Consider the following 19,241-nt stretch of genomic DNA (forward strand, 5'->3'; position numbering starts at 1 on the left):
GCGCACCATTAATGCCGAACGGGGCGCCACTCTTGGAGTGGCGCCCCGTTTCGCAGTTAACCGTGCGCAGACGTGGACGATGGTGGCCGCGGTGCGTAGCCCCGGGGCCGGTCATCACGAATATTGAGTCCCGGTGTGACTCTGAGCTGGGGGCCGCACGCGTTCGCCGCGCCATGGCGGTCTGCCTGACGCCGCCGAAGCTGACGCGCTCGCAGCCTCCATCACGTTTCCGCTGAGTGATGATGGGGTGAATATTATCGGCGTCATCCTGCCCTTCGACGGTGGCAGCCGAAATAATCCGTTGAGCAGTAGCCCGAAACCCGGTGGCTTAGAGGAAAATGCGCCTAAGCTGGGAAAATGTCAGAGACAAAAGCCACGCCACGGGTCCATCGCTGGGTATTCTGGCCAGCAGCCTCAATCGTCATCATCTTCGCATCGTTTGCCATGATTGCCCCCGAGGTCGCCGAGAAGCTGTTTTCGGATATCCAAGGCACCATCGTGGGCTACTTCAACTGGTACTACGTTCTGCTGGCCACTGCCCTGGTGATCTTTTGCCTGTGGCTCGGCTTCGGGAAATTCGGTGACATCAAGCTGGGTAAGGACGACGACGTGCCCGAGTTCTCGCTCGGTTCATGGTTTTCCCTGCTCTTCGCCGCCGGTATGGGCATCGGCTTGGTGTTCTACGGTGTCAGTGAGCCCCTGAGTCACTTTGCCTCGCCCAAGCCCGGCACCACCGGCACCCCTGGCGAGCTCGCCCAACATGCGCTCTCGCAGACCTTCCTGCACTGGGGAGTGCATGCCTGGTCGATTTACGTGGTTATCGGTCTGGCCCTGGCCTACGCCATCCACCGACGCGGCCGGCCGGTTTCGATCCGGTGGACGCTTGAACCTTTGCTCGGGCGAAGGGTGCAGGGCGGGCTAGGCAACCTCATCGATGTCATCGCCCTCGTCGGAACCATTTTTGGTGTGGCAACCTCGCTGGGACTTGGGGTGCTGCAGATCAGCGCCGGACTGGAAAGTGCCGGGTTGATCAGTTCCTCGATGTTCATCGACTTGGTCATCATTGCCGTAATCACGTGCTTTGTGTTGTTCTCTGTGCTTTCGGGCGTGGGGAAGGGCATGAAATGGCTCTCCAACACCAACCTCATCCTCGCTGGTATCTTCGTGGTCTTCCTGCTGGTGGTGGGTCCCACCCAGTTCCTGCTGCGCAACTTTGTCCAGTCCACCGGCAATTACCTGCAGAATTTCGTCGGGATGGCCTTCAACGTCAGCGCCTTCTCGGGCGCGGAAGGTGAAGCCTGGCAGTCGACGTGGACCACCTTCTACTGGGGTTGGTGGATCTCTTGGGCGCCGTTCGTGGGCATCTTCATTGCCCGCATTTCCAAGGGACGCACAGTTCGCCAATTCGTGGCCGGCGTCATCCTTGTGCCCACTCTGGTAACACTTCTGTGGTTCAGCGTGCTGGGCGGTACTGCACTGTACTCCGAGCTCTCTGGCAAGGGTGGGCTGGTGGGGCCGGACGGGAGCGTTGATGCCGCAGGCGCCCTGTTTGCGACGCTGGCGCAGGTTCCCGCCGGAGGCGTGCTCACGATTGGGGCGATCATTATGATTGTGATCTTCTTCGTGACCTCCGCCGACTCTGGCGCACTGGTTATGGGCATGATCGCCAGTGGGGGAGACGTGGAACCAAAGAACTGGATCCGCATCTTCTTCACCTTGGCCACCTCGCTCCTAGCCAGCGCCCTGCTGCTGTCCGGTGGGCTGGAGGCCCTGAAAACCGCGGCAATCATCATTGCACTGCCCTTCAGCTTTGTGCTGATCTTGATTTGCTGGTCTACCTACCGGGCGTTCTCCCGCGAGTCGCGCGCCTACGAAAAAGCCAAGCGGCTGGCCTTCGTTGACCACATCGGGGATTTCTACGGGCTTGAAGTCGAAGGCCCGAACCAGGATTCCCCACTGATGAACCTACGTGCGCTCACCGCCAGGCTGCGCGGGCGGCTCCCAGCAGACAAACGCCCTCACCCTGACCCGTTTGGACACCACCCGCAGGACGCGGAATCCACCGGCGGGCCAGAGACCAAAGGTCCAGATTCGGCGGCTGGTCCGTAGCCTACATTGCGCCGAGTTTTCGCCAACAAGTGATGCGGCGTTGGCGAAAACCCGCCGGAAGGTGATGCGGCGTTGGCGAAAACCCGCCGGAAGGTGATGCGGCGTTGCTAGGCCATGGCCTTCGCCAGTGCCACCCGAATCCGCTTCTCCGACACGGAGTATGCAGTGCCCAGCTCCACGGCGAACAGACTGACGCGCAGTTCCTCGATCATCCAGCACACATGCTCCAAGCCCGCCGTGGACCGTTGACCGGGCATCAACGCCGCCACGGCGTCGTCGTACTCGTCTTCCAGACGCTGCACGGCGGCCATTGACTGCCCGTCACGGGACACGTTGGATGGCAACTTCTCCAGGCGCTTCTCAATGGCACCCAGGTACCGCGGCAGCTGGCTGAGCTGGGCAAAGCCCGTCTTGGCCACGAAGCCCGGGTACACGAGCAGTTCCAGCTGCTGCTTGACATCGTTCAGGGCGCTGATGAGCGGCAGGCTGGTGGTGGCTCGCAGCTGCTTGTGGATGCGCATGTTGGAGGCCAGGACCCGTTCGACGACGGCGGTCACCGAGAACACCGTGTCAATCAGTTCCGCGCGGACTACTTCATAGAGGGCGTCGAAATCTTCTCTGTCCCAGGGCAGCGCGGCAGGGGTGAGCTTGTCGATCGTGGCCAGCGTACAGTCGGCGATGAGCTCGGTGACGCTGCCATGCGGGTTCTGGCTAAACGTGAGCTTTTCAGTGTTGCTCAGGTGGTCCAGAACGTAGCGATCCGGCGAAGGTACACGCAACGCCAGCAGCCTAATGACCCCGCCGCGCATGGCCGATTCCTGCATGTCCTGGCGCTGGAATACGCGGATCCCGGCGGTGCCGCCCTCATCCACCAGCGCCGGATAACCGGTCACCGTGTGCCCACCCACCAGACGCTTGACCTCGCGGGGCAGCGTGCCCACATCCCACGTGGTGATCCCGGAACGCTCCTGGATGCCTGAGGTGTCTGCCGCCGAAGCTGCCGCACCAGCCGCAGTGGTCCCCGTGGCCTTCTTGCCAACGGGCGCACCCAGGGCCGGACGTCCGGCCTGCGTTGTCTTCGGCGTTGCTCCGAGCGATTCGGCGATGGCGCGGCGGGTGGCTCCGGCAAGCCTGGACTGTAGCTCGGAGAGGTTTTGGCCCTCTTCCAAGATGCGGCCATTCTTATCCACCACGGAGAACGTCATGCGCAAATGGCTTGGCACGGCGTCCCAATTCCAGGAGCCGGGAGGAATCACGTGGCCCTTGAGTCGGCGCAGCGCCAGCTCAAGGGAGGGCTCCAACGCATCCACCGACGGATCGAAGTCCTCGGCCAGCGACGCCGCAGCCTGACGCCCAACATCCGGTGCCGGAATGAAGTTCTTCCGCGTCGCCTTGGGCAGGGACTTAATCAGGGCCGTGACCATCTCGGCTCGCAGTCCCGGAATCTGCCATCTAAACGGGGCCTCGGCCAGCTGGTTCAGGAACAACAACGGAACCTGCACGGTCACGCCGTCGGACGGGTTAGGAGCCGAACCCGGCGCGGTGGGATGGAATTCGTAGCTCAGGGGCAGCTCGAACTCGTCCTGTGTCCACAGCTTCGGGAAGGCAGCTTCATCGAGCTCGGGTTCCTCGGCCATGACCACTTGGGTGTCAAAATCGAGCAACGCGGCATTCTTGTGCCGGGCGTCCTTCCACCACTTGTCAAAGTGGCGCTCGGAGACGACCTCGGCGCCCACGCGCTCATCGTAGAACTCGAACAGCGTCTCGTCGTCCACGCGCAGATCGCGGCGGCGCATGCGGGTTTCCAGTTCCTCCACCTCGGCCAGCAGAGCCTGGTTGCGGTGGAAGAACTTATGGTTCGTGTGCCAGTCACCCTCCACGAGGGCATGGCGGATGAACATCTCACGGCTCAGTTCCGGATCGATCTTGCCATAATGAATGCGGCGGTCCGGCACAATCGGCACCCCGTAGAGGGTGACCTTTTCGTGCGCCATGACGGAGCCCATTTTCTTGGACCAATGGGGCTCGCTGTACGTGCGCTTGACCAGATCCGGGGCCACCTGCTCGGCCCACAGGGGATCAAACTTGGCGGCAACACGGGCCCAGAGGCGCGAGGTCTCCACGAGCTCGGCGGCCATGACCCAATCGGGCGACTTCTTGAACAGGGCCGATCCCGGGAACACCATGAACTTGGTGCCGCGCGCGCCGGCGTATTCACGCTTGCGCTGGTCGTACAGGCCAATATGGCTCAACAGACCCGTCAGCAGGGACATGTGGATGGCGTCGTGATTGGCCACCGGATCGATCTCATTTCCGGAGACCTTGATGTCCACGGACTTTGCCATTTGCTTGAGCTGGGTGAACAAATCCTGCCACTCACGCACGCGCAGATAGTTGATGAATTCGGCTTTGCACAGGCGCCGGAACGCGCTGGAGGAGAGCTCGTTTTGCTTCTCCTTGATGTACCGCCACAAGTTCAAAAAGCCCGTGAAGTCCGAGTTCTCGTCCTGGAAACGCTTGTGCTTTTCCGTGGCGAGCTGCTGCTTGTCGGTAGGGCGTTCGCGTGGATCCTGAATGGTGAGCGCCGCGGCGAGCACCATGACTTCGGCGGCAACCCCGCGCTTGGCGGCCTCGACAATCATGCGGCCCAGCCGCGGATCCACCGGCAGTTGGGACAGTTGACGCCCGACGCCGGTGATCCCACCTTGGGCGCTCACGGCACCCAGCTCACGCAGCAGGGTGACGCCGTCGGTGATAGCCCGGGAGTCCGGCGGCTGCACGAACGGGAACTTCTCCACGTCCTTGGGCCCCTTGGCCACGCCCATGGCCGTCATCTGCAAAATGACGGCGGCGAGGTTGGTGCGCAGGATTTCCGGGTCGGTGAATTCACTGCGCGCGTTGTAGTCCTCTTCGGAGTACAAACGGATGCAGATTCCGTCGGAGACACGGCCGCAACGGCCCGAACGCTGGTTGGCCGAAGCCTGGGAGACGCGCTCAATCGGCAGGCGCTGAACCTTGGTGCGGTGCGAATACCGGGAGATGCGGGCCGTGCCAGTGTCAATGACGTACTTGATGCCAGGCACCGTCAGCGAGGTTTCAGCCACGTTGGTGGCCAGCACAATGCGCTTGCGGCTGCCCGGAGTAAATACGGCGTGCTGTTCGGCCAGCGACAACCGGGCAAAGAGCGGCAGGATCTGCACGTCGCGTAGCCGCGGATTTGTTTTGACCCGGCCAGCCAAGGCATCGGCGGCGTCCCGGATCTCGCGCTCACCAGAGAAGAAAATCAGGATGTCTCCGGGCGCCTCCTTGGATAGTTCATCCACGGCGTCGCACACGGCATCCAGCGGGTCTCGGTCTTCCTCACTGTTACCCCCGTCAAGCTGACGGTCCGTGCGGGAATCAAGGTCGTCGTCGTCCATTCCATCGGAGTCCTCGCCATTGGCAGGGCCGCTCAAGGGACGGTATCGGATGTCCACGGGGAAGGTACGTCCGGAGACTTCAATGATGGGCGCGGGGCCCTCGGGGGAGCCGAAGTGGGTGGCGAAACGCTCGGGATCGATCGTGGCCGAGGTGATGATGATCTTCAAATCCGGGCGTTTGGGCAGGATTTGGCGCAGGTAACCGAGGATGAAGTCGATGTTCAGCGAGCGTTCGTGGGCCTCGTCAATGATGATGACGGAGTATTTGCGCAGCAGGCGGTCGCGCTGGATTTCCGCGAGCAAGATGCCGTCGGTCATCAGTTTGATCTTGGTTTGCGGGCCCACATGGCCGGTGAAACGGACCTGGAACCCCACCTCTTCGCCGATTTCCACACCCAATTCGCTGGCGATGCGCTCGGCGACGGTGCGTGCGGCGAGGCGGCGAGGCTGCGTGTGGCCGATCAGGCCCTTCTCGGCAAGGCCCAGTTCCACGCACATTTTCGGGATCTGGGTGGTCTTTCCCGAGCCCGTTTCGCCGGCAATGATGGTGACTTGGTTGGCGGCGATGGCAGCCATGATGTCCTCGCGGCGCTCCGAGACAGGTAGCGCGGCGGGGTAGGAGATAGTGAAAGTCATGGTGCCATCCAGTTTATGCGGTTTTCATGGGGGCCCTTATACGGGTGCCGGTGCGGGGGTTTCTTTACGGACGGCTGTGCGTAGGGTGAGTGCCCCTTTCGCCGCCAAGATCAGCAGTACGACGCCGGCCAGCGCCAGTGCCGCTCCACCGGCACCGCAGGCGATTACCCAGTGGGCGGGGACGGAATCGCTGGCCGTTTTGTTTAGTGACGTGGAGTTCAGGGGCGCTGCGTTCAGTGCCACGGCAGTCACTATCGCGGCCATGCCAAAGAAACTCAGGAGTGCCCCGCTGGTTAAGGCAAACAGATTCTTGGCGGAGATTTCACGCCACCGGCGGTCAAGGGCTGCCATGCGAGGATCCGGGAGCGCGGCTGTGGTGTTCAATCTATGAAAGGCAAGAAGAGCGGCACCGCAGAGGAGAACGGCCACGAGAAGGAGGGGCACGCCGTCGTACTTCTCAAGGGTCAGATGCGGCACCAGAGTTGTTGCCACGATGAGGACGATGAACGCGATAAAGGCGGCAAGGGCGGCGGCGGGCAGGACGAAGGCACGCTTGGGCAGGAGGTGTTCTCTCGTGGCGAGTTTGGCTGCGGGCAAGGCCGAGAATAGCAGGAGCCCACCGCTGGCAGAGAGGCCCGTGGTCACCGCGATCGGCAAACCCTCATCTCCGGAGAGGCCAATCGAAATTCGGAACAGGGCGGCAAACATGACAGCCGCGAAGACCAAAGCGGCCACTGTGCGCCACTGGGCCCGGCCCATTGCCTTGTCCTGCTCAGCGGCAGTGGCATGAAGCGGGGCCTTCCCGGCTGCGAGAGCCAGGGGTGCCTTTTTCTTGGTAATCCACTGTGCGGCAGCGGTGACGCCCCAGGCAAGCGCCGCAAGAATGGCCAGCGCAGCAATCAATTTGGTCATTGGGAAAGTCTGTCATGGATCGGATCGCGCACCTGCTGTCCCTCTCACGTCCGTCCTTGCCATTCTTCGTTGGGTCCTCAGGCGCAGGGGTGGTCAGAGCCCTGAAGCGGCCGCAGTGATGCGCTCCAGTAGGTTTGCCAGCTGCGCCTGTTCGGCATTGCTCAGCACACCCGTGATGGCATGTTCGGTGGCCAGATGGTCCGGAAGGCTCGTCTCGATCAGCTCTCTACCGGCAGGGGTCAACGAGACCAGGGTGCCGCGTCCGTCGTCGGGGTTGGCGCCTCTGCTGACCAGTCCGCGGTTCTCCAACTTGTTGAGACGTTGGGCAACCGCGCTGCTGGAAATCATGGCGTCGCGCGCCAGAGCCGCGGGAGTGAGGCTGTAGGGCGGCCCGCTGCGTAGGAGTGTTGCCAGGGCGTCGAACGTTGAGGCGTCCATTCCGTGCTGGGCGAATGTTGCGGCGAGCCGGGTGTCAACGGCTGAGGCAGCCCGGCTCAGTCGGCCAATCACCGCCATGGGGGAGACATCCAACTCAGGTTTTTCGATGTTCCATTGGGAAAGGATGCGTTCAAGATGGTCTGCCATGACACCATTCTAGCAATTTGCTAAGCACTTAGTTATATTAGCTAAGTGCTTAGTAAAAACTTGAGATTGATACTTGCGACCTCTCTGGCCCCGGTGTTGTGGGGGACCACCTACCTCACTACCACCATGTTCCTGCCGGCCGACAGGCCACTGCTTGCCGGGGTGCTGCGGGCGCTCCCGGCCGGACTGCTTTTGTTGGCACTGTCGCGTCAGCTGCCGCAGGGGGCATGGTGGTGGAAGTCGTGGGTATTGGGGATGCTGAACATCGGAGCGTTCTTTGCTCTCCTGTTCGTTGCGGCGTATCGGCTGCCCGGGGGAGTGGCCGCCATTGTAGGGGGGATTCAGCCGCTGTTGGTGGCGGTGCTGGCCAGCGCGGTGCTCACCGAAAAGTTGACTTTTCCGCGTGTTCTGGCCGGTGCGGCAGGCGTGCTGGGCGTGGCCCTGATCGTGTTGCAATCGCAGGCCCGCCTAGACGCGTTGGGACTTGCTGCAGCGGCCGGAGGCACTGTGTCCATGGCGGCCGGCACGGTGTTGGCCAAGAAATGGGGTCAGCCGTTGTCACGCGCTGGCCGGCCGGTCACGCCATTAGCCACCACCGCCTGGCAGCTGGTAGCGGGCGGAGCCTCCCTTTCCGTTCTCCTGTTGGTGTTTGAAGGACTACCTGCGGATCCGTTGACGAACAGCAATATCCTCGGGTACCTGTATTTGTCCGTTGTCGGCACGGCATTTGCCTACTTCTGCTGGTTTAGAGGGCTGTCACGGCTGCCAGCAGGTGCTGCAGCATTCCTGGGACTGCTCAGTCCTGTGGTGGCGATTGTGCTCGGCTGGGCGGTGGCGGGTCAATCGATGGGGGCCTTGCAGATAGTAGGTATCGCTGTGGTTCTAGTTTCAGTGGCTGCCGGAGTAAGCCTTGGAAGTCTGAGGCGGGGTGGAGGGAAACGACGCCCGGAGAACTTACGCCCGGAGAACTTACCCAGAAGCTACGCCCGCGAGCCCTAGCTGAAAACTACCCCTGGAAGCCGTCGGCCTACGATGGCCCGCGCTGGAGAACTCGGTGTTCGAGGACCAGGCGCTCGCAGACTTGAGTCTCTCGCTGTGGAGGGTGAGGTGTCCGGCGGCTGCACCATGGGTTCATGGCGGGAGTTGGCTGTTTGAGACTCCGAAAGTCAGCCGCTGAGTGAAGCTCCGAAAGTCAGCCGCTGAGGCGCTTGTGCGGGTGCTTCACCTCATTCATTCCTCCACAGCTAGGGCGGGTGCCGGGGCTATCCACAGATGGCGGTTTCGGCGTTCAGAATGTCAGTGGGTGTGCGTAGTGTCGTAAGTAGCAGAAGGTCAAGGACGATCTGAATCGACACTCGTTGAAGGATTTGGCTTTGATTCAAGGAAGCAACTTGGTTCCGTAGTTATTGCCGGCGGAGCTAGGGATCAATGGCAAGGCGGTGAATCGAATGGTGGCTCCTGAATGGTTGAGTTCCCCCGGGGTTGGGTTCGGGGTGCGTGCCCCAGAAGGCAGCGCAGCAGCCGGTAGCGCAGTGGCCGGCAACTCACCAGAGGGCAGTCCTTCAACGGTGGGGGTTCATGAGGGCAGTGCACCAGCGGTGGGGCCACACGGCCGGGGCGCCGATGACCCCATGGCGCGCCCTGTTGCCAGGCCGCCCACATGCCCAAGGCCGAAGCTGCACACTCCGCCGCAAACTGGTCGGAGCTTGAGGGTACTCATTCCCCCAGGATCTGGCTCGGCCAAGAGTTCTGAAGCTGGGTCTCCCAACAGCCAAAGCCCTGAAGCTGGGCATCTCAACTGCCAAAGCCCTGAGCCTGGGTCTACCAACAGCCAAAGACCTGAGCCTGCCGCCAGATCCGACCTTGAACTAGTTGGCCAGCCTGCCCTGAATTCCTTGGACGAAGCCAGCGCAGCCAAGTTCGCGAACGCGGGTGCGGCGGCCATGAGTAAATGCCAAGGACTTCTTGAGTTCAGCAACGATCTTTTAGAGCGGTGCGGCACCTTTTTCGACCCGGTCATGCTGGCTCAGTTGGATGCTGCACTCGCCCACGAATTTGCGCAGCGGGCGGGGGCCCGACTAGTCGATGCCACCGAGGCCGTTGAAGCGGCCCTTCGCGAAGGCAGGAACACATCTACGTTGGCCCATTTACTCCAGTGTGCGGCAGCGTCTAAATCAGTGGCCACCAAGTCCCTGTCCCAGGCAGCACTGGCCACTGAAGTGCTCCGGGCGCTGGGTGGCGAAGCATCAGCGGCCGGATTCGATCCCGAAGCAGTCGGTCAGCTCTCCGGTTCCGTACTACACGAGGTTTTGGGCTCTCTGGAACAGGCCAAGAATGCGCTGACAGCGGTGCAGGCTCACGTACAGGCTCTATTCGTTGCTCAGCAAAGGCTTAGTCAGGCACGCTTGGGGACTCCCAAGGAGAAAGTGGGCCGGGGCATTGTGCACCAAATTGCACTCGCCAGGCACGAATCTCCGTTTCGAGGACGCCAGCTCTGTGAATTATCCGAAGTGTTGGTAAGGGAGATGCCGTGCTGCATGCGAGCCTTTTCGCACGGACAGATCAGCGAATACAAAGCCGGGATTGTTGCTAGAGAAACGGCTTTTCTCTCACTGGAGCACCGGCAACTGGTAGACCGCAGTATCTGTGGTGACCCGGACGGCGTCGGGCTTTTGGGGAATAGGGAACTAGCTGCCGCAGCGAGGAGGGCCGCCTACGCCCTCGATCCGGAAGCGTTTGTGAAGCGGCAAGAGAAGGCCGTTGGGGAGCGTTTCGTCTCCCTCCGGCCAGCAGCAGACGGCATGACCTTCCTGACCGCATTGGTCCCACTAAAGCAAGGCGTGCGCATTCTGGCTACCTTGACCAAGATTGCCGATGGGCTAAAGGCCGCCGGGGATGAGCGGGGTAAGGGGCAGGTTATGGCAGATGCGCTGATGCACCGACTAATCCATCATGCCCAATGCAACGAAGGCTCCGGCACTCTTAGCGATCATAGGGGCGTACCTGAGGGCGGGTTTCCCTCCATGGATGGCCGGCAGGGGCCGGAAAGCAACTTGCAGGAAGGTCAACCGCGAGAAGACCGGCAGTTGGGCGGCAGGCCCTACTCCGTTTCTCAGCGTGGCCTCACAGGAGACCCGCAGTGCACCACAGTGGACCAAGCCAGCATCTCCTTAGAGTTGGTCATGACGGACAGATCGCTGTTTGGCAGTGATAACGAGCCAGCAATTCTTGTCGGTTACGATCCCATCCCAGCCCCCATTGCCCGTGACATGGTCCTGGGCAGGGGATTCTCGCCCAGGGTCTGGCTGAAACGGCTGTTTACCCATCCGCGAACCAATCAACTTCTGGCCATGGATTCCCACGGCAGGCTCTTTCCTGAAGGCATGAAGGAATTCCTGAGGCTGCAGGATCAGCGGTGCCGCACACCCTACTGCGACGCACCAATCCGGGAGTATGACCACATCAAGGCCTATGCGGCCGGGGGAACCACTTCTCTGGATAATGGTCAAGGTCTGTGTTCCGACTGTAATAGGGCCAAGGAATCTCCCGGCTGGTTCTCCGAACGCATCGGAGGCTCCCACGGTTCCGAGGGCTTCGACCGCACCCAGGGCTCTGATCCGCCAGGAGGTGACAAGGCCGGCCCGTCAAGGACCTGCGTCAACACCCCCACCGGCCATCGATACATCTCCACCGCACCTCCCCTGCCGGGATATTAGTGAAAGCCCACCTTGCAACCGCGGAAGTCACGCCAAGCGGGTGGCCCGTAGAACCTCGTCGTGAATCGTGATCGGCTTTCCTTCGGGATTCTGCGCCATGCGAGGCCGGGACTCGGAGACCAAGACATGCCACTGCTTCGAATCGAGCGAATCAGCAATTTCCGCCGCAGTGAAGTACAAATCTGGAACAGCTGGTCGCCGGGCACCTGCCTGGATATCCGATGCGGAGTGCCCCACAATGAGCAGTGTCCCACCAGGCGCAACAGCTGCTGCGAGCCGGGAGTACAGGGGTTCCCGATCGACCTTGGGCAGGTGCATGAATTGGGCGGAAACAAGATTAAAGCTGAACGCAGGAGGACGCCACGTCAGCAGATTGTGGTGTTCCCAACTAATGGATCCTGCCAAATCCAGCTTGGCAGCATGCCCGTTGGCGCGTTTGAGCGCTACGGGTGAAATATCCACAGCCGTCACATCCCAGCCGTGGTGGGCTAGCCACACTGCATCGGCGCCTTCACCGCAGCCCACGTCGAGAGCTGTGCGGGCCACCCGTGAGTCGGTTGCGGCCCCGCTGTGTTCGCTACTCGGCCCGTTGCCTAGCCCGTGAGCCAGCCCTGCCGTTGGCGCTGTAGCTCGCCCCGATATAAGCCCGATGGTTGGGGTGGCGTCAGGATCAGACATCTCTGTAACCAATTGAGGATTTGCCTGCCCGCTCCAAACGGTTGTACTGCCGCTATAGCGCTCATCCCAGAAGTTCTCATCAAACAAGTTCGTCATGGGAACAGGCTATACGGGTACCAACGCTCACTTGCTGTGCGTAATATTCCACGCTCCCGCCCAGCGGGGTTGAGGGTTCCATAAGGGCCACCTCAGGCAGCTGCCTTCTGATTCGTCGGCCACGCCGAAGGTATCCACCAGATACGTTTGGAATCAAATGTGATCGATCTCAAAGTTTGAAAAAACCTCACAGAGAACTCCCGTAGCAGTGACAATATTTCCGTGCTGGTACTAGGGTTTCAGGGTGGTGACAAGTATCGCTTGGATGGTCGGTTGGGTTGGTGCGGTAGTGGCTGCCGGTCCGTGCCAAGGGAGCAGATTCGATGCCGAGGCGGCAATACCAGCAACGCGCACCGAGCTGGGAGGGGATGAAAATGATGCATCGATTGTCCCGTGATTGAAACAATTTATCCGCTCAGATCTGAGATCCTTGTGCCGCGTGTAGCGGTTCTGGGAGGGGTGATCAGGAAAAGTGCGCAGGGGATTCCGTGAGCTGTTCAGGGCCAGGAGCCAACGGGCGTTAGGTATGTTGCCCGTAGCAATTGAGGCGGTATTGCAAGGACCCTTGACACTGAGCTTCTAACAATATGTGATGGTAAACAATTGCCCATGTGTGATGAATCACAAACAAGTTCAGGCGTGGGCGATTCTTGGACGTCGAAGGCTCGGAAGTAAGGGCTGCTGCCAGCAGCGTGCGGAAATATTGAGGGGTTTCATTTCATGAAGAGTACGTGGAAGACGATTGCGGCGGTGGCGGCATTGAGCTTGCCACTGGCCGGCATCGCATCGCCGTCACCGGCCGCTGCGGCACCGGAAGCACCGGCCATCAATCCGGCACCCATGGTGGTGCCGTCATTGCACGAGTGGACCGGTGGTGCGGGGACCGTGGAAATCAAACCGACCAGCCGCATTGTTGTTTCTGCTGCACTTAACCAAATTGGTGAGGAGTTTTCTGATGATCTGGCCGAAATGACGGGCTTGGAGCTGGACGTTGTCACCGGCGCAAGTCAGCCTGGCGATATTTCTCTGGTCCTGGATATTGCCGATAAATATGCCACAGGCGGCGAACGCTATGACGCAGAAGGCTACAAGCTGGACGTCTCAGCCGAGGAGGTCGTGGTCACCGCGCCCACTGAAACTGGTGCCTATTACGGCACCCGAAGCATCCTGCAGATCATGACCCAGACTGACGGCCGCAACAAGCTTCCTGTCGGTGGCGCCGTGGACTGGCCAGATTATGAAGCCCGAGGGTTCATTCTTGATGTTGGCCGCCGAGTCTTCTCAGCGGACTTCGTCGATGACTACATCAAGATGATGAGCTACTACAAACTCAACCGCTTCCAGATCCACCTCAATGACAACCAGATCTTCGTGGACAATGGCGATTGGCGTGAATCTTACATGGGCTTCCGACTGAAGTCCGATAACCCGAAATACGCTGGGTTGGCGTCGGCAGACGGCTCCTATGACCGTGCAGACTGGGACGGTTTTGAGGCCACAGCAGCTAGCCGTGGTGTCCAAATCATTCCCGAGATTGATGTTCCGGCTCACGCGGCAGCCATCATCAAGTGGCGTCCGGACATTGGCTTGAACGGTGGGAAGTCGGATCACCTCGACCTGAGTAAGGCCGAGACGACAGAGGTCATCAAGGGGATGTTCGACGAATTCATGCCATGGTTCCAAGGAGCAGAAGTCAACTTTGGTGCCGACGAATACCCCGGCAATAAAGCTCAGTACCGGCAGTTCTACAACGACATGGCTGAGCATATTCGGGCCACCGGCAAGCAGCCCGGTGCTTGGGGCAGTTTTACTGAGATGAGCAAGGGTACCGGCATGTCCGGTGTTGAAGGTTACGACAAGGACGTAATCATCAACTCCTGGAACAACGGTTGGTACGGCCTGAACGCCGCTGCCGCAGATAAAATGAAGTTCATCAACACCAATGACGGCACCTTGTATGTGGTTCCCTTCGCTGACTATTACCACGGCAACGGTCTGAACAACCAGTGGCTGTACACCGATTGGTTGCCCAACATGGCAGGGGGCGAAGTGGTGGATCCGAGTCAGATCATGGGCTCAATGTTCGCCGTCTGGAATGACCTGGTGGACAGGGACTACAACGAACAGGATGTCCATGGCCTGATCGAGCGTTCCTTCCCAGTTGTTGCCCAGAAGACGTGGACTGCTAAAGCCCCCAAGGTGAGCTACGCAGCATTCAACACTGCATTGGACAAGGTTGGCATGGGCCCATCGCTGGGCACCATCAAGGACACCACTCCCGCTGCCGGTGCCGTTGACCTGGCAACCGGCAAGCCCGCCGCTGCCACGTCAACGAAGGCTGGACACCCGGCGTCGAATCTCACTGATGGTGATCAGAACACGCGCTGGGAGTCGGCAGACAACAAGGCCGCAGCACTGAGTGTTGATCTTGGCTCCGTCCAAAAGGTCGGTGGGATCGCCGCCGAATGGGCAGCCAATGCTCCGGCAGGCTACGCCGTGGAAACATCCAAGGACGGGGTCTTCTGGGATAGGGTCACCACCCACGAGGTGGCCGGTGCCGGTCCAGACCAGCTCACCTTCCCCACCACTGAGGCACGATTCGTGCGTCTCGCCGGCCTGACACCTTCCGCTGGCTTCGATACTGTGGGTGCGTGGAGCCTAGGCGTACAGGGGGTCACCAACGTGGCGGTCGGAGCAGTGGCGACTGCTTCGGGCAATGAGGCGCCAAGCCTGCCCGCCAACCAGGCCTTTGACGGCAACTTGGCCACCCGCTGGTCCGCCAACTACAACGGGACTCGTTGGATTGCCGGTGATTTGGGCAAGGAACAGACCGTCAACGAGGTCACCATTGCCTGGGAAGGTGCCTCCGCCAAGGACTACACCGTCTCCACGTCAAAGGACGGCAGCAGCTGGAGCATTGTGGCCACCAAGACGGGCATGCCGGAAAACAAGCGCACAGATGTTGTGTCCTTTGTTCCCGTGACGGCACGCCACATCAAGGTTGAGGTCCAGGCCGCCAACATGGGCATCTATCTCTCCGCTTATGAGATTGAGGTTCGAAACACCGATGTCACAGGACTCGGCATTACCGGCACGCTGGATGGAGAACCCAATATTACCGGCGCGCTGGATGGAGAAACCAATGTTGACGGAATCTTCGACGTCGAACCGACAGTCACGCTGGCAGCAACCGGTGCAGCGGCTGCTGATGCCGTGATTGAGTACCGCATTGGCAATGGCACTTGGACCGCTTACACGGCCCCCTTCGCTGTAGCGGGCTACCAGCCCACCCTGGTTGACTACCGCGCCACCAGCGGTGAGGAAGCATTCGCCGGTTACGTTAGCCTGGCGCTCAATACGCCCGGCGCTTCACCATCACCTGAGCCGACTGAGCCGGTAGTTACGGACGAGCCGACTGAGCCGGTAGTTACGGACGAGCCGACTGAGCCGGTAGTTACGGACGAGCCGACTGAGCCGGTAGTTACGGACGAGCCGACTGAGCCGGTAGCAACGGATAAGCCGACGGAGCCGGTAGTTACGGACGAGCCGACTGAGCAGGTAGTAACGGATAAGCCGACTGCGCCGACCGTTCCGGCAGTTACGGATAAACCGACTGTTCCGGCCACAACACCGGCCGCTATGGCCAATGGTTTGGCCAGCACGGGAGCCAACGTGGCCATGCTTGGCCTAGTCGGGATGCTCCTGCTGGGGTTGGGTATGCTGACGATGATCCGCCGCCGGAGTGCGCGAGGTGGGCACGAAGGCTAGACATTCAGCTATCTTTCACAACTAGTTGTCCGGAAAATCCGCGGCAGGCTCCCATACGGGGGAGCCTGCCGCGGATTTTTCATTAGCTCAGATTTCGCATAAGCGCGGTTTGCATCAGCGCGGGTGCGGGAGGCTGTTCGCCCGGATCAGCTCCTGATACCAGTAGTAGGAATCCTTCGGCGTTCGCTTCTGGGTTTCATAGTCAATGTGAACCAACCCAAAACGCTGAGAGAACCCCGCAGCCCACTCAAAGTTATCCATGAGTGACCAATGGAAGTAGCCCCGCACATCCACCCCGGCCCTCATGGCGTCATGAAGCGCTCGCAGGTGGGTATCCGTGTAGTCGATCCGGCGAGTATCACGCACCCGGCCCTCGTGATCCAGGCCGTCATTGATGGCTGCACCGTTCTCGGTGATGTAAATGGGCGGCAGCTGATCCCCGTAGCGCTCCTTGAAGCCCAACAGCAGCTCGGTGAAAGCCCCGGGAACTATGGGCCAGTCAAAGTCGGTGCGCGGGTAGCCCGTAATCTCGCGGAGGGCGAACGGCAGAGAAGCATCCAAAGCGTGTCCGTCGATGAGAGCGGCATCCTCGGCAGGTGATGCCCCGGAAGCTGATGTCCTTGAAGAGGGTGCCCCAAGAATGGGTGCGCCGACCATGGTGGGGTTGTAGGAATTGACGCCATACCAGTCGATGGGCGTGGAAATGATGGCCAGATCGCCGTCGGGCGTGGACGGCAGGAACGGTGCCATGGACTCGGGGTAGGCGCCGGTGAGGATGGGGTCGGAGAAAATCCAGTTCGTCAGATTGTCATAGATTCCGGCGGCCCGCAGATCGTCCTCGCGGTCGCTGGCTGGCCACGTCAGCGCATGGTTGTTGGCGATGCCAATATTACTCGCCCCCGCAGAACGTAGCGCCTGAACGCCAAGCCCGTGTGCCAGCAGCAGGTGGTGCGCGGCAGGGAGCGCGTCAAAGCCGAGTGCTAATCCCGGAGCGTGAATGCCTGCGCCGTAGCCAAGCATCGTCACAACCACCGGCTCGTTAATGGTGATCCACCGCGGAATCCTGTCCGCAAAATGCTCGCCGAGGATCTGGGCGTAGTCTGCAAAGCGCGCGGCCGTGTCCCGGTTGAGCCAACCGCCCGCCTGCTCCAGTTCCAAGGGCGTATCCCAATGGAACAGGGTGGGGCTCGGGGCAATTCCGGCCTCGAGCAGCCCGTCCACCAGTTTGTCGTAAAACCCAAGTCCGACGCCGTTCACCGCCCCTTTGCCGGTGGGCTGCACCCTGGACCAGGAGAAGCTAAAACGGTAGGCGTCAACACCGAGCTCCTTCATAAGGGCGATGTCTTCGGGGTACCGGTGGTAGTGGTCGCAGGCCGTCTCGCCGGTGTCGCCGTTGCTGACACGTCCGGGCTCAGCCACGAAGGCGTCCCAACTTGACGGGCCACGGCCGCCTTCCCGAACGCCCCCTTCTATTTGGTAGGCAGCAGTGGAAACGCCCCACAAAAAGTCGGCGGGAAAACGCGGGAACTCGGGCTTGTCCATGGCGGCCTTTCAGAGACTATCTGTGGCCTGAGCCTTCCCGATTGCTAGCGGGAAGTCAACGATTCCTGAGCTGCCGGAAAGCACATTCGCCGTGTGGTGCCGGGAAAACTCAGCCGCCTGGCCGCCGTCGTTCCGCGCGCCCACTGCTGACCCTCTAGCGGGCTAGCCGCTGTGGCGGGGGAAAACAAAACTGCGACACGGTATACCGTGTCGCAGTTTTGATCGTGCCATATGAAAGTGCCCTCGGAGGGATTCGAACCCCCGACCTACGGTACCGGAAACCGACGCTCTATCCCCTGAGCTACGAAGGCGTGGCAACCGTGGCTGCCAATGGGAACGAGAAAGAGCTTAGCAGGTGCAGGGCGTCGGATGTAAACGCAAGGTCCGTGGTCCCTGCGTTGGCAGGTAATGTTGGGCCAATGGGGAACTCGTGAGCGTGAAGAAACAGCACAAGGCATGGCTTTTCGTCGCTGCCATCATCCTGACCGCATTGACACTTCGCGCCGCCGTGACAGTGGTTCCGCCGCTGATCTCAACCATCAACGTCGATCTCCCGCTGAGCACCTCAACCATCGGCATCCTCGGCATGCTCCCCACCGCAGCCTTCGCTATTTTCGGCTTCCTGACGCCGTACATGATCCGTTGGGTATCGCTGGAAAAACTCATTGTCCTGGCCATCGTGGTGGGAATCGTGGGTCAAGTCGCCAGGGTTCTGGCCCCCAATACGCCGCTGTTCCTGCTGTTCTCGGTAGTGGCATTCGGCGGGCTCGGCGCAGGGAATGTGCTGCTGCCGCCGCTGGTCAAGAAACATTTCCCCACCAAGATCGGCCTGATGACGGCACTGTACGTCACGTCCATCTCTATTGGTACCGCACTGCCCGCGCAGCTTGCGGTCCCCGTCGCCGACGCCACCAACTGGCAGGTCTCCCTCGCCGCTTGGGCGGGGATCAGCACCATCGCCTTGATTCCGTGGCTGGTGGCGCTCATGTCCCCACGCACGACGCCGGGCCTCACCAACGCTGTTAACGCACCGCCCGCCGTCGTACTTCAGAGTGAAGAGACGGTTCGTTTCGTCCCAACGCCAGTAGCAGCAGCTCCCGCGCCAAAGATGAACCTGTGGCGTTCACCCACTGCGTGGGGGCTGATGTTTATGTTTGGCTGCACGTCCCTGAATACCTACTCCATGTTTGCCTGGTTGCCTGAAATTCTCACGGGAGCGGGGCTCGATCGAGGACAGGCTGGCTCCATGCTCGCCCTGTTTGCGGCGCTAGGTCTGCCCCTGAGCCTGACCATCCCGCTGATCGCAGCCAAGATGCGCAACCCGTTCCCCGCAGTTGTGGTGATGCTTGCGTGTTTCGTGGCCGGTTACCTGGGGCTGCTGCTCTCGCCCGGCAGCGGAACCTGGATCTGGGTGTCACTTGCCGGTCTGGGCCCTGGCACGTTCCCGTTGTCACTGCTACTGATCAACCACCGCACACGCACGCAGATCGGCGCGGGAGTACTCTCCGGATTCAGCCAAGGAATGGGCTACGCACTGGCCTGCACCGGGCCACTGTTCTTTGGACTGCTGAACCAGTGGACGGGTTCATGGACCGCACCGTTCATTTTCTTGTTTGCCACTTTGTTGCTGCTGGGCGCAGGCGCCTGGGTCATTTGCCGCCCCAGGATGCTCGAGGACGATTTCGCGCCAAGGCCCATGCGTCAGCCCTGAATCGATCCGTGAGCTTAGGTCGTTTTGGTGCTTCTAAACCACCTAAGCTCACGGATCGATGATGTCTGG

10 protein-coding genes and 1 tRNA gene are annotated in these 19,241 nt (G+C 60.8%); 5 read left to right on the top strand and 6 right to left on the bottom strand.

Annotated features, from left to right (window positions below; translation table 11 throughout):
- Positions 1-357: 357 nt before the first annotated feature.
- Complete coding sequence (locus tag AS189_RS07650) at positions 358-2,109, top strand: BCCT family transporter (protein WP_082634150.1); 1,752 nt, start codon at positions 358-360, stop codon at positions 2,107-2,109.
- A 107-nt stretch (positions 2,110-2,216) separates the two neighbouring features.
- Here the strand turns inward: AS189_RS07650 and hrpA are convergent, their stop codons facing one another.
- The 3 genes from hrpA to AS189_RS07665 form a co-directional block, all read right to left on the bottom strand.
- A complete protein-coding gene (gene hrpA, locus AS189_RS07655; RefSeq protein ID WP_062287118.1) occupies positions 2,217-6,164 on the bottom strand; it encodes an ATP-dependent RNA helicase HrpA in 3,948 nt (1,315 codons plus the stop codon).
- Between the two features lie 36 nt (positions 6,165-6,200).
- Positions 6,201-7,076: a hypothetical protein gene (locus AS189_RS07660; protein ID WP_062287120.1), complete on the bottom strand. Its 876-nt coding sequence runs from the start codon at positions 7,074-7,076 to the stop codon at positions 6,201-6,203.
- Between the two features lie 93 nt (positions 7,077-7,169).
- Complete coding sequence (locus AS189_RS07665) at positions 7,170-7,661, bottom strand: MarR family winged helix-turn-helix transcriptional regulator (RefSeq protein WP_062287121.1); 492 nt, start codon at positions 7,659-7,661, stop codon at positions 7,170-7,172.
- Positions 7,662-7,721: 60 nt separating this feature from the next.
- Here AS189_RS07665 and AS189_RS07670 point away from each other — a divergent pair, with 60 nt between their 5' ends.
- Both AS189_RS07670 and AS189_RS07675 read left to right on the top strand, forming a co-directional pair.
- Entirely contained in the window at positions 7,722-8,660 is a 939-nt protein-coding gene (locus AS189_RS07670; protein WP_062287122.1) for an EamA family transporter, read from the top strand.
- Between the two features lie 896 nt (positions 8,661-9,556).
- Entirely contained in the window at positions 9,557-11,377 is a 1,821-nt protein-coding gene (locus AS189_RS07675) for an HNH endonuclease (RefSeq protein WP_062287123.1), read from the top strand.
- A 27-nt stretch (positions 11,378-11,404) separates the two neighbouring features.
- Here AS189_RS07675 and AS189_RS07680 read toward each other — a convergent pair whose 3' ends face one another.
- A complete protein-coding gene (locus AS189_RS07680; protein WP_062287124.1) occupies positions 11,405-12,151 on the bottom strand; it encodes a class I SAM-dependent methyltransferase in 747 nt (248 codons plus the stop codon).
- 720 nt (positions 12,152-12,871) lie between these two features.
- Between AS189_RS07680 and AS189_RS07685 the strand changes: the two genes are divergently transcribed.
- The gene (locus tag AS189_RS07685) at positions 12,872-15,919 is read left to right on the top strand and encodes a discoidin domain-containing protein (RefSeq protein ID WP_082634153.1); all 3,048 of its coding nucleotides are present in this window, start codon (positions 12,872-12,874) and stop codon (positions 15,917-15,919) included.
- Between the two features lie 114 nt (positions 15,920-16,033).
- Here AS189_RS07685 and AS189_RS07690 read toward each other — a convergent pair whose 3' ends face one another.
- Together AS189_RS07690 and AS189_RS07695 are read right to left on the bottom strand one after the other, a co-directional pair.
- Entirely contained in the window at positions 16,034-17,461 is a 1,428-nt protein-coding gene (locus AS189_RS07690; protein WP_062287126.1) for a glycoside hydrolase family 1 protein, read from the bottom strand.
- A 238-nt stretch (positions 17,462-17,699) separates the two neighbouring features.
- A tRNA-Arg gene (locus AS189_RS07695) sits at positions 17,700-17,772 on the bottom strand.
- A gap of 119 nt (positions 17,773-17,891) precedes the next feature.
- Here AS189_RS07695 and AS189_RS07700 point away from each other — a divergent pair.
- Positions 17,892-19,172, top strand: coding sequence for a CynX/NimT family MFS transporter (locus tag AS189_RS07700; RefSeq protein ID WP_062287127.1), 1,281 nt, complete (start codon positions 17,892-17,894; stop codon positions 19,170-19,172).
- The last annotated feature ends 69 nt before the right edge of the window (positions 19,173-19,241 follow it).

Source organism: Arthrobacter alpinus (assembly GCF_001445575.1).
GTDB lineage: Bacteria > Actinomycetota > Actinomycetes > Actinomycetales > Micrococcaceae > Specibacter > Specibacter alpinus_C.

Excerpts from the sequence above, each read along its gene's own strand:
- AS189_RS07650 (WP_082634150.1), top strand. The coding sequence starts at position 358 with ATGTCAGAGACAAAAGCCACGCCACGGGTCCATCGCTGGGTATTCTGG.
- hrpA (WP_062287118.1), bottom strand. The coding sequence starts at position 6,164 with ATGACTTTCACTATCTCCTACCCCGCCGCGCTACCTGTCTCGGAGCGC.
- AS189_RS07660 (WP_062287120.1), bottom strand. The coding sequence starts at position 7,076 with ATGACCAAATTGATTGCTGCGCTGGCCATTCTTGCGGCGCTTGCCTGG.
- AS189_RS07665 (WP_062287121.1), bottom strand. The coding sequence starts at position 7,661 with ATGGCAGACCATCTTGAACGCATCCTTTCCCAATGGAACATCGAAAAA.
- AS189_RS07680 (WP_062287124.1), bottom strand. The coding sequence starts at position 12,151 with ATGACGAACTTGTTTGATGAGAACTTCTGGGATGAGCGCTATAGCGGC.
- AS189_RS07685 (WP_082634153.1), top strand. The coding sequence starts at position 12,872 with ATGAAGAGTACGTGGAAGACGATTGCGGCGGTGGCGGCATTGAGCTTG.
- AS189_RS07690 (WP_062287126.1), bottom strand. The coding sequence starts at position 17,461 with ATGGACAAGCCCGAGTTCCCGCGTTTTCCCGCCGACTTTTTGTGGGGC.